This is a genomic window from Mitsuaria sp. BK041 (genome assembly GCF_014193085.1).
Taxonomy (GTDB): Bacteria; Pseudomonadota; Gammaproteobacteria; order Burkholderiales; family Burkholderiaceae_C; genus Roseateles.
Genome location: NZ_JACHYT010000002.1, coordinates 871,076 through 894,289, shown reverse-complemented (window position 1 = coordinate 894,289; position 23,214 = coordinate 871,076). Strand labels below are relative to the sequence as shown.

Annotated in this window: 13 protein-coding genes; all 13 read left to right on the top strand. The window is 70.9% G+C overall.

The genetic code is table 11. From position 1 onward, the window contains the following. The first annotated feature begins 109 nt into the window (after window positions 1-109). The 13 genes from FHT38_RS19715 to FHT38_RS19655 all read left to right on the top strand — a co-directional run bounded on the left by FHT38_RS19715 (window position 110) and on the right by FHT38_RS19655 (window position 23,212). A complete protein-coding gene (locus FHT38_RS19715) occupies window positions 110-1,405 on the top strand; it encodes a sugar MFS transporter (RefSeq protein ID WP_183492975.1) in 1,296 nt (431 codons plus the stop codon). Continuing rightward, the gene (locus tag FHT38_RS19710; RefSeq protein WP_221213864.1) at window positions 1,402-2,607 is read left to right on the top strand and encodes a LacI family DNA-binding transcriptional regulator; all 1,206 of its coding nucleotides are present in this window, start codon (window positions 1,402-1,404) and stop codon (window positions 2,605-2,607) included. Before FHT38_RS19715 ends, FHT38_RS19710 begins: the two co-directional genes overlap by 4 nt. Before the next feature lie 7 nt (window positions 2,608-2,614). Further along, entirely contained in the window at window positions 2,615-4,927 is a 2,313-nt protein-coding gene (locus FHT38_RS19705; RefSeq protein ID WP_183492974.1) for a glycoside hydrolase family 2 protein, read from the top strand. 24 nt (window positions 4,928-4,951) lie between these two features. Then, window positions 4,952-6,640 carry an alpha-L-fucosidase gene (locus tag FHT38_RS19700; RefSeq protein WP_221213863.1) on the top strand — a complete coding sequence of 563 codons (1,689 nt, stop codon included), beginning with the start codon at window positions 4,952-4,954 and terminating at the stop codon, window positions 6,638-6,640. Window positions 6,641-6,688: 48 nt separating this feature from the next. Continuing rightward, window positions 6,689-7,768, top strand: coding sequence for a glycosyl hydrolase family 18 protein (locus FHT38_RS19695; RefSeq protein ID WP_183492973.1), 1,080 nt, complete (start codon window positions 6,689-6,691; stop codon window positions 7,766-7,768). An 11-nt stretch (window positions 7,769-7,779) separates the two neighbouring features. Then, a complete protein-coding gene (locus FHT38_RS19690) occupies window positions 7,780-10,257 on the top strand; it encodes a family 20 glycosylhydrolase (RefSeq protein WP_221213862.1) in 2,478 nt (825 codons plus the stop codon). Window positions 10,258-10,274: 17 nt separating this feature from the next. After that, window positions 10,275-12,950 carry a glycosyl hydrolase 2 galactose-binding domain-containing protein gene (locus tag FHT38_RS19685; RefSeq protein WP_221213861.1) on the top strand — a complete coding sequence of 892 codons (2,676 nt, stop codon included), beginning with the start codon at window positions 10,275-10,277 and terminating at the stop codon, window positions 12,948-12,950. Window positions 12,951-13,133: 183 nt separating this feature from the next. Further along, window positions 13,134-15,806 (top strand): TonB-dependent receptor, encoded by a 2,673-nt coding sequence (locus FHT38_RS19680; RefSeq protein ID WP_183492972.1) that lies wholly within the window; start codon window positions 13,134-13,136, stop codon window positions 15,804-15,806. Window positions 15,807-15,879: 73 nt separating this feature from the next. Next, window positions 15,880-17,256: an alpha-L-fucosidase gene (locus FHT38_RS19675; protein ID WP_183492971.1), complete on the top strand. Its 1,377-nt coding sequence runs from the start codon at window positions 15,880-15,882 to the stop codon at window positions 17,254-17,256. Further along, window positions 17,253-17,954, top strand: coding sequence for a copper homeostasis protein CutC (locus FHT38_RS19670; protein WP_183492970.1), 702 nt, complete (start codon window positions 17,253-17,255; stop codon window positions 17,952-17,954). Before FHT38_RS19675 ends, FHT38_RS19670 begins: the two co-directional genes overlap by 4 nt. Window positions 17,955-17,962: 8 nt before the next feature. Further along, window positions 17,963-19,027, top strand: a complete 1,065-nt coding sequence (locus FHT38_RS19665) for a sialidase family protein (protein ID WP_221213860.1) — start codon at window positions 17,963-17,965, stop codon at window positions 19,025-19,027. 118 nt (window positions 19,028-19,145) lie between these two features. Next, window positions 19,146-21,731, top strand: coding sequence for a glycoside hydrolase family 3 C-terminal domain-containing protein (locus FHT38_RS19660; protein WP_221213859.1), 2,586 nt, complete (start codon window positions 19,146-19,148; stop codon window positions 21,729-21,731). Window positions 21,732-21,742: 11 nt separating this feature from the next. Beyond that, complete coding sequence (locus FHT38_RS19655; RefSeq protein ID WP_183492968.1) at window positions 21,743-23,212, top strand: glycoside hydrolase family 125 protein; 1,470 nt, start codon at window positions 21,743-21,745, stop codon at window positions 23,210-23,212. Window positions 23,213-23,214 lie beyond the last annotated feature (2 nt).

Sequence of the window (23,214 nt, the reverse complement as noted above, 5' to 3'; positions counted from 1 at the left end):
GTGGTGGAGCCCTGTTTAGCGCGAGTGCGCAACTGAGACAGTGCCGGGACTCGATTGACAACAGTGTCATCAAGAAAGATAAACAAGTCTGCTCACCTCGGAGGCCTGCATGTCCATCGCCGGAACCGTTTCCCCGCCCGCCCATCGAGCGCCGCTCGGTCCGGTGGCGATCATTGGCCTGCTGTTCTTCATCATGGGCTTCTTCACCTGGATCAACGGACCGTTGATCGCCTTCGTGAAGCTGGCCTTCGATCTGGACGACGTGAACGCCTTCCTCGTGCCGATGGCGTTCTACCTGTCCTACTTCTTCCTGGCCCTGCCGTCGGCGGCGGTGTTCAGGCGCACCGGCATGAAGCGCGGCATGGCCATCGGCCTGCTGGTCATCGCCGCGGGCGCGGTGGTCTTCGGCCAGTTCGTGTCGATGCGCCTGTATCCCGGCGCGCTGACCGGGCTGTTCGTGATCGGCGCGGGCCTGTCGCTGCTGCAGACGGCGGCCAATCCCTACATCAGCATCGTCGGCCCGATCGAAAGCGCCGCCCAGCGCATCGCCTGGATGGGCATCTGCAACAAGGTGGCCGGCATCCTCGCGCCGCTGCTGCTGGGCGCGGTGGTGCTGTCCGACGTCGGCGGCCTGGCGGAGAGCCTCAAGACGGCCGACGCCACCACCCGCGACATCCTGCTGAACACCTTCGCGCAGAAGATCCACACGCCCTACATGATCATGGCCGGCGTGCTGGCCGTGCTGGCCGTGGGCATCCTGCGCTCGCCACTGCCGGACATCCGCGCGGCCGAGGCCAACCGCGGCGAGTCCGCGGCCACCGGCGCGAAGCGAGGCGTGCTTGCCTTCCCGCACCTGTGGCTGGGCGTGCTGTGCCTCTTCGTCTACGTCGGCGTGGAAGTGATGGCCGGCGACGCGATCGGCACCTACGGCGCGGGCTTCAACCTGCCGGCCGACCAGACCAAGTTCTTCACCTCGTTCACGCTGGTGGCGATGCTGCTGGGCTACGTGGCCGGCCTGGTCCTGATCCCGAAGTACATCTCGCAGCAGCGCTACCTGGCGGTGTCCGCGTCGCTGGGCGTCGTGCTCTCGCTGTGCGCGTGGACCACGCAGGGCTATGTGTCGGTGGCCTTCGTCGCTGCGCTGGGATTCGCCAACGCGATGATGTGGCCCGCCATCTTCCCGCTCGCGATCCGCGCGCTGGGCGAGGCCACCGAGCGCGGCGCCGCGCTGCTGATCATGGGCATCGCCGGGGGCGCGATCATTCCGCAGGCCTTCGCGGTGCTCAAGCAGCACTACGACTTCCAGTTCGTGTTCCTGGCCCTGATGGCGCCCTGCTATCTGTACATCCTCTACTACGGTCTGGCCGGCTATCGCGTCGGCCTGCGCGAGGGGGAGGCCGAATGAAGCCGTCTCCCAAGACCAAGGCCGCCGCGACCCCGCCGGCCAAGGCCGTCAAGGCAACCCGGACCGTCAAGGCGCCCCGGACCGGCAAGGCCGCCGAAATCACCGAAGCCGCCGACCCCGCGCCCGAGCGCATCGATGCCCCCGAGGAGCCGCGGGCCGTCGCGCCCGCGCGCGCCTCGATCCGCGACGTGGCCGAGGCCGCGGGCGTGTCGCTCAAGACCGTGTCCCGCGTGATCAACGAGGACGCGGCCGTGCGTCCCGAGATGCGCGAGCGGGTGCGCCAAGCCATCGCCGCGCTGAACTACCAGTCCGATCCGCTGGCGCGCAGCCTGCGCGGCACGCATTCGTTCGCCCTGGGCCTGGTCTACAGCAACCCGAACGCGCATTACCTGGTCAGCCTGCAGAACGGCGTGCTGTCCGCCTGCCGCGAGCAGGGCTACGGCCTGCAGATCCATCCCTGCAGCACGCCGGCCCACGGCTCCATCGAGGAGCTGCTGGCCCTGGTGCGGCGCTCTCGCCTGGCTGGCCTGGTGCTGGCGCCGCCGATGTCGGAGCAGCGCGATCTGGTCCAGGCGCTGGCGGCGCATGGCGTGGCGGTGATCCGCATCGTCTCGGCCGGCGACGACCCGCGCGACATGCAGGACTGCGTGCGCGTGGATGACCGCCGCGCCGCCCATGCCGTCACCGAGCACCTCATCCAACTGGGCCACAGCCGCATCAGCTTCCTCTGGGGCGAGGGCTACTACGAGTCCAGCGTCCAGCGTTATGCCGGCTACATGGACGCGATGCGCGACTACGGCGTGGAGGTCGATCCGCAGCTGGTGCTGGAAGGCGAGTTCAACTTCAACTCCGGCTTCCGCCGCGCGCGCAAGCTGCTGGCGATGAGCGCGCCGCCGACGGCCGTGTTCGGCAGCAACGACGAGATCGCGGCCGGCGTGCTGGCCGCGGCTCGCTCGGTCGGCTTCGACGTGCCCAGCGACCTGGCCATCGCCGGCTTCGAGGACAGTCCGTTCTCGCAGCTCACCTGGCCGCCGCTGACGACCGCGCGGCAGGACACGGTCGAGATCGGCCGCCGCGCCGCGCTGCGCCTGATCGAGCGCGTGCGCCACGCCCAGTCCGGCCGGCCGCTGGACCTGGGCGCCGAGCAGTTCACGCCCGAGCTCGTGGTGCGGGGCTCCGCCGCGCCGCCGCGCCGCCGCTGAGGCCGCCATGAAGCTCCTCACGCTCCTTCGCGCGATGTCGGTCCAATCGGTCCGCCTGGTCCGCCAGGCCTGTCCGGCACGCTTGACCCGGCTCGTCCCGCTGGCCCTGCTGGCGAGCCTCGCGCTGCCGCTGGCCATGCTGCCGGCGCTGGTCGAAGCCGCCACGCGCATCGACGTCAACGACGGCTGGCAGTTCCGCACCGATCCGAAGGACGAGGGCGTGACCGCCGGCTGGACCGGCGCCGTGCCGGCGAACACGCGCAGCGTGGCCGTGCCGCACACCTGGAATGCCGATTCCGAGCCGGACGTCGACTTCGAGGGCACCGGCTGGTACTTCCGCCGGCTCGACCTGACGCTGCCGCTCGCGCCGGATGCGCATGTCGAGCTGAACTTCGGCGCCGCGTTCTATCGCAGCCGCGTCTGGCTCAACGGCGTGGAGGTCGGCCAGCACGAGGGCGGCCACACGGCCCATGCCTTCGACATCACCGGGCTGCTGCGGCGCGGCCAGCCGAATCTGCTGGTGGTCGCCGTGGACAACCGGCCGACCGCGAGCAGCATTCCCGGCCACGCGATGCGCCTGGCGGGCAGCGGCAGCGTCTGGTACGACTGGTGGCATTTCGGCGGCCTGGTGCGCGACGTGTGGCTGAGCGTCGGTGATGGCGCGCTGGTGCGCCGTCAGACCCTGCGCGCCACGCTGAGCGGCGCCCTGGCCGGCCGCATCATCGGCGAGGCACCCGCCCAGGTCGATGCCCGCGTCGAACTGGAGAACGCGAGCCCCCGCGCGCGCCGCCTGCAGGTGGTCACCGCCGCCTTCGCGCCGGACGGCGCGACAGCCGCCACCGCGCGCCAGCCGCTGCAACTGCCGGCCGGCGGCAAGGGCAGCGCGGACCTGCACCTGGCCATCGCGCGGCCTCGGCTGTGGAACATCGGCGACGGCCAGCTCTACCGCGTGGTCACCGAGCTGCAGGACGAGCAAGGCCAGGTGCTGGACATGCGCACCGACACGCTGGGCCTGCGCCGCATCGAGCTGCGCGACCGCAAGCTCTGGGTCAACGATCGTCCGGTGCGGCTGACTGGCCTGACGCGCCACGAGGACACGCCCTGGGAAGGCCTGGCCGAGACCCGCGGCAGCATCCTGCATGACTGGGACGACCTGCGCGCGCTGCACACGACGCTGACGCGGCCGGTCCACTATCCGCAGCCGCCCGCGGTGCTCGACTACGCCGATCGCCACGGCATCCTGCTGGTGCCGGAGATCCCGGTGTGGCAGTTCAGCGAGGCGCAGCTGAAGGACCCGCGCGTGCAGGCCCTGGCCGAGCGGATGCTGGGCGAGATGATCGCCGCGGACGGCAACCACGCCAGCATCTTCGCGTGGAGCGTCTGCAACGAAAGCGACACGCGCCTGCCCGGCGGCCTGGACTACGTGCGGCGCATGAAGGCGGCGGTCCGCCGGCTCGACCCCACACGCTTCTTCACCTTCGCGGACTCCGACGTGAGCATCGCGCCCTGGCGCGACAACGCCGCGCTGCACGAGGCCGACTTCCTCTTGGCCAACGCCTACTTCGGCAGCTGGAGCGGCGCCGCCGAGCAGGTCGAGCCCTGGCTGGACTTCATCCAGAAGACCTATCCGGACAAGGCGCTGGTCATCTCCGAGTACGGCTTCGTCGGCCCCTTCGCGCCGAACGCCGCCGAGGCCGACCGCCAGCGCATCGCCAACCTGCGCCAGCAGCTCGATGCCTTCGCCCGGCGCGACTTCGTCGCGGGCGCGATCTTCTGGATCTACCAGGACTACAAGTCGCATCGCAACCTGGCCGCCGGCGAGACCGCCGGCTACGTGGACCACGGCGTGGTCGACGAGCACCGCCAGCGCAAGCCCTCGTATGCCGCCTACCAGCAGCGCAACGCGCCGCTGACGGCGCATCTGGGCTGGGCCTGGGAAGGCGAGGGGCTGTCGGGCTTCCAGGCCGTGCTGCAGGCCAATGGCGCGGCACAGCTGCCTTCCTATCCGCTGCTGGGCTACCGGGCCGAGTGGCGCATGACGGACCGCGACGGCCGGCTGATCGGGCAGGGCGCGCAAGGCCTGCCGGACCTCGCCGCCCCGTTCACGCTGCAAGGCCGGTGGCCGGCGGAGAAGGGCCTGCCGGCCGCGACGCTGCGACTGCGCGTGGTCGCGCCCGATGGCGCGCTCGCGCTCGAGAGCCGGCTGGAACAGGCCGCGTTGCGCCTGGGCGCCGCGCCGTTCCCCGCCGAGGTCAAGCCTGCCCCCGCCAGCCGCGCCCCCGCTCCCATCCCCGATGCCGCCGCGCCGGTGGATCGCTGAATTCCCACAGGAAGTCCTCGCCGTATGTCCACCTTCCGCCACCGCTGCCTGAGCGCCATGACCGTCGCGAGCGTCCTGACCACGGTGGCCGCCTTCGGGCCGGCCTGCGTGCACGCGCAGACGGCCACGGTGGCGCCGGCCGCCGACCCGACCGCGCCCACCGCGGCCACGCTGTCGCCGGCCGAGATCGACGCCATCTGGCGCCAGTCGGTGAGCAAGTTCGATGGCGAGCGCGCTCGCGTGCTGCGCCAGGTGCAGGCCGGTGTCGCGGCCGGCCCCTTCCGTGCGGACTGGACGTCGCTGCAGGGCTACAAGACGCCGCAATGGTACGCGGACGCGAAGTTCGGCATCTTCGTGCACTGGGGCGTGTTCTCGCTGCCGGCCTTCGGCAACGAGTGGTACTCGCGGGAGATGTACCAGGCGGGCAGCAAGCCCCATGAGCACCACCTGGCGACCTACGGCTCGCCGGCCGTGTTCGGCTACAAGGACCTGATCGCCCGCTTCAAGGCCGAGCGCTTCGATCCCAAGGCCTGGGCGCGGCTGTTCGCGCAGGCCGGCGCCCGCTACGTGGTCCCGGTGGCGGAGCACCACGACGGCTTCGCGATGTACCGCTCGCGCCTGAGCGACTGGACGGCCGCCACCATGGGCCCCAAGCGCGACGTGCTGGGCGAGTTGGCCCAGGCCATCCGCGCCGAAGGCATGCGCTTCGGCACCTCGTCGCACCGCGCCGAGCACGACTGGTTCTTCGACGGCGGCCGCCGCATCGCCTCCGACGTCAACGATCCGCGCTACGCCGCGCTCTATGGCCCGGCGCAGCTGCGCGAGCTGCACGGCAAGGACGACGGCGACCTGCCGCATGACTGGACCTATGTGTCCCAGGCCTGGCTGGACGACTGGCTCGCCCGTACCGCCGAACTGGTCGATACCTACAAGCCGGACCTGATGTATTTCGACTGGTGGATCGGCCACGCGAGCATGCGCGCCCACACCATGCCCAGCTTCGCCGCGTACTACTACAACCAGGGCGCGCGCCGCGGCGAGGCCACCGTCATCGACTTCAAGCTCGACGCCTTCCCGCAGGGCGCGGGCACCTACGACGTCGAGCGCGGTCAGATGGTCGGCATCCAGCCGCAGACCTGGCAGACCGACACCTCCATCAGCAACGCCTCCTGGGGCTACATCGACGGCGACACCTACAAGCCGGCCGGCCAGCTGCTGCATCAGTTGATCGACGTGGTGTCCAAGAACGGCAACCTGCTGCTCAACATCGGCCCGCGCGGCGACGGCAGCATCCCGGAGCAGGCGCGCGACATCCTGCTGGAGATGGGCGACTGGCTCAAGCTCAATGGCGAGGCCATCTACGGCAGCCGGCCGTGGACCCGCTTCGGCGAAGGCCCCACGGAAGTGGTCGGCGGCACCTTCCAGGACCGCAACGCCAAGCCCTACACGCCCGAGGATTTCCGCTTCACCACGCAAGGCCCGGTGCTCTACGCCATCGGCCTGGGCTGGCCCGCCGCGCGCGACGACGGACGGCAGGAGCTGCTGATCCGCTCGCTGGCGCCCAGCGCGCTGGCGGCGCCGGTCAAGCGCGTCACGCTGCTCGCGGACCGCAGCGATATCCCCTTCACGCAAGACGCCGCGGGCCTGCATCTGCGCGTGCCCAAGGACCCCGTGGGCCGCCATGCCTACGTCTTCAAGATCGAGTCGCGCTGAGCAGCGCCTGCCCGCGACATCTCCAGACACCCAACCACCGATCCCTCCATGTCTGATTCCCCCTTCCTCCGGTGCCTGCGGCTGTGTGCCGCGCCCTTGCTGCTGCTCCTGGCGGGCCTCGCGCAGCAGGCCCTGGCCGCGCCGCGCGCGCTCTTCTACATGATGGAGACCCAGAAGTCGGTCAACGCCTTCGTCGCCCACGCCGACAAGGTCGACCTGCTGGTGCCGACCTGGTACGGCGTCGACGCGGCCGGCCTGGTCAACGGCGCGCCCAATCCCTTCGTGCTGTCGCTCGCGAAGAGCAAGGGCGTGCCGGTGATGCCCATCGTGTCGATGACGACCACCCGCGAGGGCTTCCACAAGCTGCTGCACGACGAGCAGGCGCAGGCGCGCATGAACGCGTCGCTGCTGCGTGCTGCCAAGGAGCACGGCTTCATCGGCTTCCAGTACGACTTCGAGAACATCGCCTGGACCGATCGCGACGCCTTCACGCGCATGGCCAAGGGCACGGCCGACGCGCTGCACAAGGCCGGCCTGCAGCTGAGCGTCGCCGTGGTGCCGAACGCGCCGGGCGCGTCGGGCCGCGGTCCCTTCTCCAAGTGGATGTGGGAGTTCTGGCGCGGCGCCTACGACCTGGAGGCGCTGGGCAAGGTCACCGACCTGGTGTCGCTGATGACCTATGACCAGCACACCCGCTGGACAGCGCCCGGACCGGTGGACGGCTATCCCTGGATGAAGGAGCACCTGGACTACGCGCTCAAGGTCGTGCCCAAGCACAAGCTCTCGCTGGGCATCGCGCTGTACGGCTACCGCTGGTCGACCGGCAACCCGGTGCGCGAGGACGGCAAGGAGGCGCCCAACATCGTCGGCGACTACATCGATGCCGACGAGTCCATCCCGCTGGCCGCCGCCTATGGCGCCACGATTCGCTGGGACGAGGTCGATCGCACGTCCTACTACTGGTTCGAGCGCGACCAGATGCGCGAATGGGTGTTCATGCCCGACGCGCGCGGCTTCCGCGAGCGTTATGCGCTGGTCAAGGCCGCGGGCATCGACGGCTTCAGCGCCTGGGTGATCGGCGCGGAAGACCCGGCCGTCTGGGACGAACTGCCGCTGTCGCGGCGCTGAGGACCCGGTCGATGCGATCCCGCCGTCCCGCCAACGCGACCGTGCCGCGCACGCCGCCGCTGTCGTCCGCGCCGCGCCTGCTGCGTGCGCTGCGGCTGGTGCTCGCGCTCGCCGCCGCCGGTGCCGGTGCCGCGCATGCCGGCACCGAGGCGCCCGCCGCGTCCTTGCCGATGACGGCGGACGTGCTGCCGTTGGTGCCGCTGCCAGCGCAGCTCACGCGCGGCCAGGGCGCGTTGCGCCTGGCGCCGGGCGCGGTCATCGCAGTGCCGGCCGGCGACCGCGGTGCACAGCGCGCGGCACGCTTCCTCGCCGCCATGGCCTGGCGGGACCACCACCTGCGCCTGCAGGTGCGGGAGGGTTCCAGCGGCGCGATCGTGCTGCGCCGCGACGCCCGCATCGACGCCGATCCCAAGGGCGCCTACGAGCTGGCGGTGACGCCTGCCGGCGTCACGCTGCAAGCGCGCGACGATGCCGGTCTCCTGTATGCGGGCGTGAGCCTGTGGCAGCTGTTCGATGCCAACGCCAACGCCAACGCCAACGCCAGCGCCAGCGCCAACGCCAGCGCTAAGGCTGATGACGCGCGCGCCGGTGTCGACGTGCCGGTGCTGCGCATCGTCGATCAGCCGCGCTTCGGCTGGCGCGGCCTGATGCTGGACGTCGTGCGCCACTTCGCGCCGCTGGACGAACTGAAGGCCCTGGTCGATCAGATGGCGCTGCACAAGCTCAACGTGCTGCACCTGCACCTGAGCGACGACCAGGGCTGGCGCCTGGAGATCAAGCGCTATCCCGACCTGACCCGCATCGGCGGCTGGCGCACGCCGCCCGGCGGCGAGCCGGCCCGCTATGGCGGCTTCTACACGCAGGCGCAGATGCGCGAGCTGGTGGCCTATGCCGCCGAGCGCCAGATCACCGTCGTGCCGGAGCTGGACATGCCCGGCCACGCGCAGGCCGCGGTCGCCGCGTATCCGCGCCTGGGCGTGGACATCGGCGACGGCCCGGGCCGCCATCCACGGCCCGCCGTGGCGGTCGACTACGGCGTGAACCCCTATCTCTACAACGCCGATGAATCCACCCTGCGCTTCATCCAACAGGTGATGGACGAGGTGATGGCGGTGTTCCCGTCGCCCTTCATCCACGTCGGCGGCGACGAGGCGATCAAGGACCAGTGGAAGGCCTCGCCGAGCGTGCAGGCCCGCATCCGCGCGCTGGGCCTGGCCAACGAGGAAGCGCTGCAGAGCTGGTTCATCGGCCGCATCGGGCGCTACCTGGACAGCCGCGGCCGCCGGCTGATCGGCTGGGACGAGATCCTGGAAGGCGGCCTGCCCGCGGGCGCGTCCGTCATGTCCTGGCGCGGCACCGAGGGCGCCGTCGCGGCCGCCAACCTGGGCCACGACGTGGTGCTGGCGCCGGCGGGCTCGCTCTACCTCGACAACCTGCAGAGCGCGGGTGACGACGAGCCGGAAGGGCGCCTGGCCCAGTTGCCCATCGAGAAGGTCCATGCCTTCGAGGCCATGCCCGCTGGCCTGGACGCCGACCGCGCCCGGCACGTGCTGGGCCTGGAGGCCGCGCTGTGGACCGAGTACATGCCGTCGCGCCGGCACCGCGAGCACGCGATCTTCCCCCGTCTGGCCGCCGTGGCGGAGGTGGCCTGGTCGCCGGCCGCGCTGCGCGACTGGCGCGGCTTCGTGCCGCGTCTGGCGCTGCAGCGGGCACGCTATCTGCGCCAGGGCGTGAACGCCGCCGACAGCGCCTTCGCGGTGCAGTTCGACATCGACGGCGGCGCGGCCGCGATGCTCGCCGCCGGCCAGGCGCCGGTGCGGCTGGGCAATCAACTCGGCTATGGACAGATCCGCTACACGCTGGACGGCTCCGACCCGGGCCCGGCGTCGCCGGGCCTGGGCGCCGATGGTCAGCCGCTGATCGTCACGCTGCCCGCGCGGCTGCGCGCGGTGGCCTTCGATGCCGCGGGCCGGCCGCTCGCCGCCGTGCGCGAGCAGCGCTTCGACACCGCGACGTTGCTGACCCGCTCCAGCAACCAGCTGCAGGCCTGCCCGTCCGGCGAGATGGGCCTGCGCGTGCCGCTGCGGACCGAGGCGACCGATTGGGCCCCCGTCTTCAACGTCAATCTGCTCGATGCCTGCTGGATCTATCCGCGCGCGCGCCTGGACGGCGTGCAGGGCATCGCGGTCGATGCCGGCCGGCTGGCCCGCAACTACGGCCTGGCGCAGGACGCGGTCAAGGTCGTCCAGCACCCGGCGCGCACGCCGGCGGGCGAGCTCGAGGTGCGGCAGGGCGATTGCGCCGGGCCGCTGCTCGCGTCGCTGCCGCTGCCTGCCGGCAGCGCGCCGCAGGCCTTCACGCTGAAGGCGCCGCTGCCACCGCTGACCGGCGTGCAGGACCTGTGCCTGCGCTTCACCGCGCCCATCCACGGCCCGCTGTACGCGATCGACGCGGCGCGCCTGCTGGCCGCCGAACCCGCCCGGCCCTGATCGAGGACGCCCCCAAGATGCCTCCCATCTCCTTCCTGACCGGCTGCCGCCGCGCGCTGCGCGGACTGGGCCTGGCCGCGCTGCTGGGCAGCGCGGCGCCCTGGGCGCTGGCGCAGCTGCACACGCAGCCGCTGAACAGCGGCTGGCAGTTCCGCCTCGCGGATCCCGAGGCTGCCAAGGCGCACCCCGAGGCCGCGGACTGGCGCGGCGCCACCGTGCCCGGCACGGTGCAGACGGACCTGCTGGACGCGCGCCTGATCCCCGATCCCTTCCACGGCGAGAACGAAGCCCGGCTGCAATGGATCGGCCTGTCGGACTGGGAGTACCGGCTGGCCTTCGACGTCGACGCCGCGACGCTGTCGCGCGAGCAGGTGGAGCTGGTCTTCGACGGCCTGGACACCTTCGCGCAGGTCAGCCTCAACGGGCAGGCCCTAGCCGCCACGGACAACATGTTCCGCCGCTGGCGTCTGCCGGCCAAGGCGCTGCTCAAGCCGGGCCGCAACACGCTGCTCGTGCGGCTGCAATCGCCGATCAGGAAGATGCAGCCTTGGCTGCTGAAGCAGCCCTACGCGCTGCCGGGCGCCTATGACTCGCAGTTCGGCGACGAGCCCAAGGGCGTGGCCACCGCCACCTACGTCCGCAAGGCGCAGTACCAGTACGGCTGGGACTGGGGCCCGCGTTTCGTGACGCTGGGCATCTGGCAGCCGGTGCGTCTGGAGAGCTGGGATCACCTGCGCATCGAGGACTTCCACGTGCGCCAGCCGCGTGTGGATGAAGGCGTGGCGCAGCTCGCGGCCGAGCTGGAGGTGCAGGCCGGCCGCCGCGGGAGCGCCCGGCTGCAGGTCGAGGTGACGCCGCCCGAGGGCGCGCCCTTCACGCTGACCCGCGACGTGGTGCTGGACCCGGGCCGCAACGCGTTGAGCGTGCCGGTGCGCATCGAGCAGCCCCGGCGCTGGTTCCCGGCCGGCTATGGCGAGCAGCCGATGTATCGCTTCCGCGCCAGCCTGACGCAGGACGGCGTCGAGCGGGCCCATGCCGAGCGCCGCACCGGCCTGCGCAGCGTCGAGCTGCGGCGCGAGAAGGACGCCTGGGGCCGGAGCTTCGCCTTCGTCATCAACGGCATTCCCGTGTTCGCCAAGGGCGCGAACATGATCCCGCTGGACAGCTTCCCCAACCGCGTCACGCGCGAGCGCCAGCGGGCGCTGCTGCTCAGCGCCAGGCGCGCCAACATGAACATGCTGCGCCTGTGGGGCGGCGGCTATTACGAGAGCGACGCGTTCTATGAAGAGGCCGATGCGCTGGGTCTGCTGATCTGGCAGGACTTCATGTTCGGCGGCGCCATCCTGCCGGCCGACACCGCCTTCCAGGAGAACGTCCGCCAGGAGGCCATCGAGCAGGTGCGCCGGCTGCGCGACCACCCGAGCATCGTGCTCTGGTGCGGCGGCAACGAGGTGCAGGCCGACTGGGAGACCTGGGACGCCACGCTGGCCTTCAAGAACAAGCTGTCCCCCGACGAGCGCGAGCGCCTGTGGAGCGCCAACCTCAAGCTCTTCGGCGAGGTGCTGCGCGGCGTCGTCCAGCGCGAGGCGCCCGACGTGCCCTACTGGGCCACCTCGCCGGGCGTCGACCTGGAGGGACCGTCCGGCCAGATGGACGATGGCGACGTGCATTTCTGGCGCGTGTGGGGCGGCTCCGCGCCGGTCGAGACCTTCCTCGACACCACGCCGCGCTTCATGTCCGAGTACGGCCTGCAGTCCTATCCCGAGATGCGCACCATCGCCCGCTTCGCCGGTCCGCAGGACCTGCGGCTGGACTCGCCGGTGATGCGCGCGCATCAGAAATTCGGCGTGGCCGCGGGACCCGACGTGGGCAACGACCGCCTGCTCTTCTACATCCGCAAGGGCTATGGCGAGCCCAAGGACTTCGCGTCCTTCGTCTACCTCAGCCAGGTCATGCAGGCCGAGGGCATCGAGCTGGCGGCCAGCCATCTGCGCAGCCGGCGCCCGCGGTCCATGGGCTCGCTCTACTGGCAGCTCAACGACGTGTGGCCGGGCGCGTCCTGGTCCAGCGTCGATGTCTCCGGTCGCTGGAAGGCGCTGCAGTTCCACGCGCGCCGCTTCTACGCGGACACGACGGTGACGGCGCTGCGCCGCGCCGATGGGACCGAGATCGCGGTGGTGTCCGACAGGACCCAGCCCCAGGACGCCGAACTGCGCCTGCGCGTGTCGGACCTGGACGGCCGCGTGCTGCGCACCGAGCGCACGACTCTGGTCGCGCGGCCGCTGGCCGTCACGCCGGTCTGGCACCGCGCCGATGCCGAGCTGCTGCAAGGCGCGGATCCGGCGCGCACCGTGGCCGAGGTCGAACTGCTGGTGCAAGGCCGCGCGGTGGCCCGCCAGACCGTGTACTTCGTGCCCGCCCGCGAGCTGAAGCTGGCCGATCCGGGCTTCCAGACGCGCCTGGAGCGGGATCCCGCTGGCGGCCCCGACGCGTGGCGGCTCGCGATCAAGACCCGGTCCTTCGCCCGCGCGGTGTGGATCGATTTCGGACCGCTGGAGGTCGAGCTGGCGGACAACGCGCTCGACATCCGCGCCGGCGAGGAAGTGCTGATTCCGTTGCGCGCCACGGCCTCGCCGGGCGACTTGCAGGCCCACCTGAATCTTCGTTCCCTGGCGGATTCGACAGTCCGCTGAATGGACCGCGGCGGCGCACGGCTGTGCCGCCACGGGACCGACGCCAGGAAACAGATCGTCCGCCCAAAAAGCGGATCGACCTCGATGTGCAGTAGCTAATTTGAAACCCAGGGACAAGAGCAATTCCAAGACGCGGTATCGACCGCCCCTCCATTCACGGCCCTCACCAAGAAGACTGCGACCATGAAACCGAATCGACTCCTCCTGAAATCCACCCTGGTCACCGCCATCGCCGCGATCTACGGACCGGCCGCGTTCGCGCAGGCGGCCCCGCCGCCGAGCCCCGCCGCCTCCGCCCCGGACGCCGCGCCGGACGCCTCGCGCGATGCCAAGGCCAAGGCGCTCGACACGGTCAACGTGACCGGCTACCGCGCCAGCCTGCAGCGCGCGATGAACATCAAGCGCAACGCCGACGCCATCGTCGACGCGATCAGCGCCGAGGACATCGGCAAGTTCCCCGACACCAATGCGGCGGAATCGCTCGCCCACCTGCCCGGCGTGGCGGTGGACCGGCTGTACGGCGAAGGCGAGAAGGTCAGCATCAACGGCACCGACCCGGCGCTCAACCGCGTGCTGGTGAATGGCCAGACCATCGCTTCGGGCGACTGGGGCGGCAACCCCAGCGACACCAGCGGCCGCACCTTCAACTACACGCTGCTGTCGCCCGAGATCATCGGGACGATGGAGGTCTACAAGTCGCCCGAGGCCCGCATCGACGAGGGCAGCATCGGCGGCACCGTGATCATCCACACCCGCAAGCCGCTGGACCTGCCGGCCAACACGCTGCGCGGCTCGCTGGGCTACAGCTACAACGACCGCTCCAAGGACGGCAATCCGCGCGGCTCGGTGCTGTACAGCTGGAAGAACGAGAGCAACGACTTCGGCGCGCTGATCGCCGCCTCGCATGACAAGCAGACGCTGTCGCAGGCCGGCATCGAGTTCTTCGGCTACACCACCGGCAACGGCATCAGCCCGACGGCGCAGATCTCCGGCAGCGGCGATCCGCAAACCGCGCGCATGCCGGTGGCCATCGACAGCGATTTCTTCCAGCAGACGCGCCAGCGCGACAGTCTGCAGGGCGCGTTGCAATGGAAGCCCGATACCCGCAACGAGTTCAACCTGACCGGCATCTATGTCCACGGCCAGTACAACAACTACAGCGAGGCGCGCTATGCCTGCCCCGGCTGCGGCGACATCGACAAGATCACCAAGGCCACGGTCAACAACGGCCTGATCACCGCGGCGACCGTGACGGCCGGCGCCGGCAATGGCAACCAGCCCTATGCCGAGCTGGACGCGAACTACCGCGAGTCCACCGTCGTCACCAAGAGCCTGAACCTGCAGCACGAGTACAAGGCCGACGACTGGAAGCTTTCCAGCCAGGTCGGCTACACCTCGGCTTCCGGCGGCAAGTCGCCGGAATACCTGATGAAGTATTTGCTGAAGTCGGGCGGCTACTCCTTCAACTACGGTCCCAAGCAGGCCGGCATCGTCTACGACGACGGCAGCCGTTCCAACTGGGGCCTGCCGGGCGCGCCGGCGGGGTCCGCGCCGGGCGCGCAGATCGACGGCAAGTACCAGGCCGGCGGCATCTACTACGCCGAGAGCAGCGACCGCGAACGCTATGGCCAGGTCGACCTGTCCCACAAGCTGGACCTGGGACCCATCAACGAAGTGATGGTCGGCGCCAAGTTCATCAAGCACGACAACGGTGTCAACGCGCGCGGCAATCGCATCAACACCACCAGCGACATCACGCTGGACCAGTTCGGCAACTCGAATGCGCCGTCCGGGCTGTACGACGGCCTGGACGTCAGCGGCGACATCCGCAACTGGCCCACCGCCGATCTGGGACAGGTCAAGAGCTATCTGCTGAATCAGCCGCAAGGGCCGTTCAACATCGACTACGGCTCGACCTTCAGCGTGCGCGAGACCACGTCGAATCTCTACACCCAGTTCAACTACGACGTCGGCGGCCTGCGCGGCAACTTCGGCCTGCGCTACGTGCACACCAAGGACGACTCGAACTACTACCTCTCCAACGACGGCGGCACGACCTACGCGCCGACCACGACGGACACCAGCTACAACAAGCTGCTGCCCAGCTTCAACGCCGCCTACGACCTGGATTCGAGCAAGGTGCTGCGCTTCTCGGTCGCGAAGGTGCTGGCGCGGCCGCGCTACTCGGATCTCGCGGGCGCGACCAACCTGGACCTGGTCAAGGGCACCGGCAGCGGCGGCAATCCCGGCCTGAAGCCCTACGAGTCGACCAACTTCGACCTGGCCGGCGAGTGGTACTTCGCGCCGCAGAGCATGGTGGGCGCCGAGTTCTTCTACCGCGATGTCAGCAACTACGTCGTGAACGTGACGAACGACCGCGTCATCAACAACCGGACCTTCTCGATCAGCTCGCCGGTGAACGCCAGCTCGGCCAAGGTCAAGGGCCTGTCGCTGATGTACCAGCAGAACCTGGGCTACGGCTTCGGCCTGCAGGGCAACTACACCTATGCCAAGGCGGACACCGGCGAAGGCCTGAACCTGCCCTACCTGTCGAAGAACACGGTCAACATCATTCCGTACTTCGAATACGCGGGCTTCACCGCGCGCCTGGTCTACAGCTGGCGCTCGCAGTACTTCACGCAGATCGGCCGCCTGAACTCGCAGGACTTCACCGACCAGTACAAGCAGCTGGACCTGTCGGCCTCCTACGAGATCACGAAGAAGATCGGCATCAGCCTGAGCGCGACCAACCTGCTGGACCAGACCTACTACCAGTTCAGCGGCAACAAGGACGCGCCCACCGGCTTCTACAAGAACGGCCGGACCATCATGCTGGGCATGAACTTCAAGCTCTGAGCGTGACGTGAGCGGGGCCGGCCGGCTCGCGCGAGCCGGCCGGCCCCTTCTTGTGACCTGTGATGGATCTCAGATGTACCGATCGTTGATCAAGAGGTTGCCGGCGCTTGGCGCGGCGCTGGGCATGGCCACGATGGCGGCGCCCTGGACGGCCGCATGCGCCGCGGACTCGTTCTCGGCGACGACCCCGTCGCCGCAGCAGGTGGCCTGGCAGAACCGCGGCTTCGGCGTGCTGGTGCACTTCGGCACCAACACCTTCCTGGACCGCGAATGGGGCGACGGCAAGGCGCCGGCCGCCGTGTTCAATCCCGACCGCGTCGATCCCGGCCAGTGGGCGCGCGCGGCGAAGTCGGCGGGTGCCAATTATCTGGTGCTGGTGGCCAAGCACCATGACGGCTTCGCGCTGTGGCCGACGCAGCAGAGCGAGTACTCGGTCAGGTCCAGCCCGTGGCTGAACGGGCAGGGTGACCTGGTCCGCATGACCGCGGAGGCGGTGAAGCGCGAAGGCATGGGCATGGGCGTCTATCTGTCGCCCTGGGACCGGCACGAGCCCCGCTACGCCGATTCCAAGGCTTATGACGTCTTCTACACCGGCCAGTTGGTCGAGCTGGCCTCCGGCTACGGCCCGCTGGTCGAGTGGTGGCTGGACGGCGCGGGCAGCGACGGCCACGTCTACGACTTCGAGCATTACGTGGCGAAGCTGCGCACCTATCAGCCCAACGCCATGGTGTTCGCCGACACCGCGCTGTTCGAGTACGGCGACATCCGCTGGGTCGGCAACGAGGTGGGCGTCATCGAGGGCGAGAACTGGAACGTCATCGACCGCCACGGCCAGCTGCGCTGGCGACCGGTGGAGGTCGACACGCCGCTGCACAAGGACTTCTGGTTCTGGAATTCGAAGCCGGAATTCGCCGCGTCGCTGAAGACGGTGGACGAGCTGATGCGCAACTACGAGGACAGCGTGGGCCGCGGTGGTCAGCTGGTGCTGGGCATCGCGCCCGACCGGCACGGCCTGCTGCCCGACGCGGACGTGACGCGCCTGGCCGAGTTCGGACAGGCCCTGGAGCGGCGCTACGGGAACGCCGCCAATGTGGCGGCGACGCACGTCAAGACCGATGCGCGCGCGCAGGCCGCGCTGGACAACGACGACGACACCTTCTGGACCGTCACCGAGGCCAACCGCGGCGTGCTGGAGGTGGACCTCGGCAAGACCGTGACGATCGACCGCGCGCTGACCATGGAGCGCCTGGAGGACGGCCAGCATGTGCGCGGCTACCGGATCGAGGCCTGGGCGGGCGGCCAGTGGATCACGCTGACCCAGGCGCAGGCGGTCGGTCACATGAAGATCGACCGCTTCCCGCCGGTGAGCGCACGCCGCGTGCGGCTGCGCATCACCAACAGCGTCGGCGTCGCGGCCATCCGCGAGTTCAAGCTGTTCGCCGCCCCATGAGCGACGCGCCCCTTTGCATCGAGGTCATCGCCTTGACGGCGCGGGACGCCTGCGAGGCCGAGGCCGCCGGCGCGGACCGCATCGAGCTGGTCTCCGACATGGCGCAGGGCGGGCTCACGCCCAGTGCGCAGGTGGTGGACGAGGTGGTGCGGCAGTGCCGTCTGCCGGTGATGGTCATGGTGCGGCCCCACGCCCGGTCCTTCTGCTACGACGAGGCCGACATGCGCCAGGTGCGCGAGGGCGTGGCGATGGTGCGCGACGCCGGCGCGCATGGCCTGGTCTTCGGCGCGCTGACGGCCAACGGCGACATCGATCGTGCGGCCCTGGATCAGGTGCTCGGATGGGCCGATGGTCTGCCGATGACTTTCCATCGGGCCTTTGACGACGCACGCGATCCGGTGCGCGCGTTCAGCGAGCTGAGCGCTTATCGCGGCGCGGTGACGCAGCTGCTGAGCTCGGGCGCCGCGCCGACCGCGGAGGAGGGCGCCGAGCTGCTCGCGCAACTCGTGACGCGCTGGCGTCTGGGCGAGGGCGTCGAGCCGCTGGTGGGCGCGGGCGTGCACGCGGGCAACCTGGCCGCGCTGCATCGCCGCATCGGCGCGCGGCAGTACCACGTGGGCAGCGGCGCGCGAGCGGGCGGCAGTTTCGCGTCCGGCATCGACGCCGCGCGCATCGCCGCGCTGCGGCAGGCGCTATGACGCGGCGAGTGCCCGGTCTGTCCCGAAGGCAGCTGCTGGGCGCGGCGCTGGCGGGCGCGGCCGGGCCGCGCGCCTGGAGCGCGGAGCTCGAACTCCACAAGCGTTTCATCGACGAGCGGCCGGCCACGCCGCAGGTGCATGCGTCCACGCTCGTGGAACTGCCGGACGGCAGCCTGATGGCCGCCTGGTTCGGCGGCACCGCGGAGCGCGCGCCCGATGTGCGCATCTGGTGCTCGCGCCTGCGGGCCGGTGCCTGGAGCGCGCCTCGCGCGATCGCGGACGGCGTGCAGCCGGACGGCAGTCCGCTGCCCACCTGGAACCCGGTCCTGTTCCAGGCCAGCGCCGCGCGCGGCGGCACGCTGCTGCTCTTCTACAAGGTCGGCCCCGATCCACGGCAGTGGTGGGGCGAGCTGATCACCTCGGACGATGGCGGCGGCCACTGGTCCTCGCCGCGCCGGCTGCCCGACGGCGTGCTGGGCCCGATCCGCAGCAAGCCGCTGATGCTCGCGGACGGCACGCTGCTGGGCCCGTCCAGCACCGAGGACGAAGCGGGCCGCTGGCGCCTTCACATGGAGCGCAGCCGGGACCTGGGCCGGAGCTGGCTGCCCAACGTGCCAGTGGCCGATCCGAAGGGCTACGGGCTGATCCAGCCCAGCCTTGCCGCCCGGCCCGATGGCAGTGTGCTGGCCTTCGCGCGCAGCCGGGCGAACCGCATCGCCGTCACGCGCTCGCGCGATGGCGGACGCAGCTGGTCGGCCGCTGCGCTGACCTCGCTGCCCAATCCCAATGCGGGCATCGAGGCGCTGGGCCTGACCGATGGCCGCATCCTGATGGTCTTCAACCCGCGCGAGCAGGGAAACGACTGGTGGGTCGGCCGCGACCGGCTGGACCTGGCGCTGTCCGGCGACGGCGGACACACGTGGCGCACCGTCGCGACGCTGGAGGACGAGCCGGGCCAGGAGTTCTCCTACCCGGCCGCGATCCAGACACGCGATGGTCTCGTGCATCTCACCTACACCTACCAACGGAGCCACATCCGGCATGTGCAACTGGACCCGCGCCGCATGGGCTGACGCCGTCAGGCGGGCGCTTTCCCTTTCACCGGCGGCGCCGAAGCGCCGCGGGGGGTGCGGCATGCACGTGATGCCGTGGCTGTGTTTCGCGGCCTTGCTGCCGGCATCGATGGCATCGATGGCAACGGCCGCCGAGCCGGCGCCGTCGGCGCGGACATCGGCGACGGTGCCGCCCTATCTCGACGCCCGCCTGGGCGACGCCGAGCGCGCCGCCGATCTGGTGAGCCGGCTCAGCCTGGCCGAGAAGATCGCCCAGCTGCAGGACGGCGCGCCCGCCATCGAGCGTCTGGGCGTGCCGGCCTATGGCTGGTGGAGCGAGGGCCTGCATGGCTTGGCGCGCAACGGCCGGGCCACCGTCTTTCCGCAGGCCATCGGTCTGGCCGCGAGCTGGGACGCGCCGCTGCTGCACGCGGTGGGCGGCGTGATCGCCGCGCAGGCGCGGGCCAAGTCCGCGCCGCCGCCGCCGGGCGTGTCGCGCGATTCCGCCCGCTACGGCGGCCTGACGATCTGGTCGCCCAACATCAACCTGTTCCGCGATCCGCGCTGGGGCCGCGGGCAGGAGACCTATGGCGAGGATCCGGTCCTCACCGCGCGCCTGGGCGTGGCCTTCGTGCAAGGGCTGCAAGGCCCCGACGAGCGCCGCCCGCTGGTCATCGCCACGCCCAAGCATTTCGCCGTGCACAGCGGGCCGGAGAAGGAGCGCCACGCGTTCAACGTCAACCCGTCGGCCCACGATCTGGAGGACAGCTATCTGCCGGCGTTCCGGGCCGCGGTGACGCAGGCGCACGCCGGCTCGGTCATGTGCGCCTACAACGCGCTGGACGGCACACCCGCCTGCGCGAACACGGCTCTGCTGCAGGACCGGCTGCGCCGCGACTGGGGCTTCCGGGGCTTCGTCGTGACCGACTGCGACGCGGTCGAGGACATGACGCTCTTCCACAAGACCACGCCCGATGACGCGGAGGCCTCGGCGCGCGCGCTGCAGGCGGGCACCGACCTGAACTGCGGCCGCAGCTTCGCCGCGCTGGGCCGGGCGGTGGCGAGTGGCCGTGTCAGCGAAGCCGAACTGGATCGCGCGCTGCAGCGGCTCTTCGAGGCCCGCCTGCGGCTGGGCCTGTTCTCGCCCGCGAGCGCCGCGCCGTCCATCGACTGGGCCGCGGGTCGCGCGCTGGCGCTGCGCGCCGCGCGCGAGTCCATGGTCCTGTTGAAGAACAACGGCGTGCTGCCGCTGTCGCCGCGCGGCCGCGTGGCCGTCGTTGGTCCGACCGCCGAGCTGCTCGAGGACCTGCACGCCAACTACCACGGCGTGGCGGCCGATCCGATCACGCCGCTGGCCGGTCTGCGCCAGGCGCTTGGGGCCGCGCGCGTGGTCGAGGCGCAGGGCTCTCCGCTCGCCGAGGGCGTGCCGGTGGCAGTGCCGCAGGCGGCGCTGCGCACGCCGCAGGGCCGGCCCGGCCTGCGCCGCGAGGTCTTCGCCAACGCGACCCTCGCCGGCCCCCCCGTCGCAGCCAGCGACGATGCGAGCTTGAACCTCGACTTCAACCGGGCGCCGCCTGCGGCGGGCCTGCCACCGCGCGGGTACTCGGTGCGCTGGTCGGGGCAGTTCCTGCCGCCGGCGCCCGGCGAGTACCGGCTGGGCCTGCGCGTGGAGCGCTGCTTCGATTGCGACGGGCATGACCGCGTCCGTCTCTACCTCGACGGCAAGCTGCTGCAGGACGGCGACGGCGACGGCGACCAGGCCCCCGTCACCGTCAAGGTCACGGACCATCGCCCGCGGACCTTGCGCGTGGAATGGCTGCACACAGGCGAGGACCAGGGCCTGTCGCTGCGATGGCAGGCGCCCGCCGATGCGCAACTGGCGCAGGCGGTGGCGGCCGCGCGCCAGGCCGATGCCATCGTGGCCTTCGTCGGCCTGTCGCCCGATCTGGAAGGCGAGCAGCTGCAGCTGGAGGTGCCCGGCTTCGATGGCGGGGACCGCAGCTCGCTGGACCTGCCGGCGGCGCAGGAGCGTCTGCTCCAGGCGGTGCAGGCGACCGGCAAGCCGCTGGTCGTGGTGCTGCAGTCGGGCAGCGCGGTGGCGCTGCGCTGGGCCGCCGAGCACGCGGACGCGGTGCTGGCCGCCTGGTATCCGGGCGAGGCCGGCGGGCAGGCGATCGCGGAGACGCTGCTGGGGATCAACAACCCGGCGGGGCGGCTGCCGGTGACCTTCTACCGCTCGGCGCAGGACCTGCCGCCCTTCGCCGACTACGGCATGCAGGGCCGCACCTATCGCTACTTCAAGGGCTCGCCGCTGTGGGCCTTCGGGCATGGGCTGAGCTACACCCGGTTCGCCTACCAGGCGCCGCGCGTGTCGAGCGCGGTGCCGAACGCGGGTGAGGCGCTCACGGTCGAGGTCGAGGTGGCCAACGCCGGCGATCGCGATGGCGACGAAGTGGCGCAGGTCTACCTCGAGCCCGAGACGCCGCTGGCCGTGGCGCCGGCGCACGCGCTGGTGGCCTTCCAGCGCGTGCCGCTGAAGGCTGGCGAGCGCCGAACGCTGCGCTTCGAGCTCGATGCCCGCGCGCTCAGCCAGGTCGACGCGTCGGGCGTGCGCGCGGTGCTTCCGGGCCGCTACCGCCTCGCGGTGGGCGGCGGCCAGCCCGGCCATGCCGAGGTGCTGCGCGCCAGCTTCGAGATCCAGGGCCGGCAGGAGCTGCCGCGATGAAGGGAGGCGGCATGATCGATTCGCCGGCGCGGCGCGCGCTGCTCGGGCTGGGACTGGCCGGTGGACTGAGCGGTCTGGGCATGGCCCGCGTGCTGGCGGCCGATCGTCCCCCTGGTTCGGATGCGCGCTTCGCCAGCTCGCGGCCTCCGCCCGCTCAGCGCCGCTTCATCAGCCCCGCTGTCGATGCCGCCATCGCGGACCTCCAGCGCCGCATCGGCGATCCGGAGCTGGCCTGGATGTTCGGCAACTGCCTGCCCAACACGCTGGACACCACGGTGACCGAGGGCATCGTCGACGGCAAGCCCGACACCTTCGTCATCACCGGTGACATCGATGCGATGTGGCTGCGCGACTCGTCGGCCCAGGTCTGGCCCTACCTGCCCTTCGCGCGCGAGGACGGCGCGTTGCGCCGTCTGATCCGCGGCGTCATCCATCGCCACGCGCGCTGCCTGCTGATCGATCCCTACGCCAATGCCTTCCTCGAGGATCCCCAGGCCCGCACGCAGCTCAAGTGGGCCATCGGCGACCTGACCGACATGCGCCCCGGCGTGTCCGAGCGCAAGTGGGAACTGGATTCGCTGTGCTGGCCCATCCGCCTGGCCCATGGCTACTGGCGCGCTACCGGCGACACCGCGCCCTTCGACGCGCAATGGACCGAGGCGATGCGCGCGGTGCTGCGCACGATGCGCGAGCAGCAGCGCAAGACCGGCCCTGGTCCCTACCGCTTCCAGCGCAAGGCCGAGGCGGCCACCGAGACCCTGGTTCTCGATGGCTACGGCCATCCGGGCCGGCCGGTGGGGCTGATCCATTCGATGTTCCGGCCGTCGGACGACGCCTGCGTCTTCCCGTTCCTGGTGCCGGCCAACCTGTTCGCCGTCGTGTCGCTGCGCCAGCTCGCGGCGATGGCGGACACAGTGCTGCACGACGCCGCGCTGGCGGGCGAGGCCAAGAGCCTGGCCGACGAGGTCGCGGCCGCGCTGCGCCGCCACGCGCGGCTGCGCACGCCGGCGGGCGAGGTCTGGGCCTATGAGGTCGACGGCTTCGGTAACCAGTTCTTCATGGACGACGCCAACGCGCCCAGCCTGCTGAGCCTGCCCTACCTGGGCGTCTGCGCGGTCGACGACGCGCTCTACCGCCGCACGCGCGCGCGGTCCTGGAGCCCGGACAACCCGTACTTCTTCCGCGGCCGCGTGGCCGAGGGCACCGGCGGGCCGCACGAGGGCCTGCGCATGATCTGGCCGATGTCCCTCACCATGAAGGCGCTGACCGCGCCCGCCACGGCCGCCGGTGACGCGGAGATCCGCCAGTGCCTGCGCTGGCTCCAGGCCAGCCATGCGGGTACCGGCTTCATGCACGAGGCCTTCGACCAGGACGACGCCACGCACTTCACCCGCCCCTGGTTTGCCTGGGCCAACGGCCTGTTCGGCGAACTGATCCTGAACCTGGCGCGGCATCGGCCCGCGCTGCTGCAATCGAGCTGATC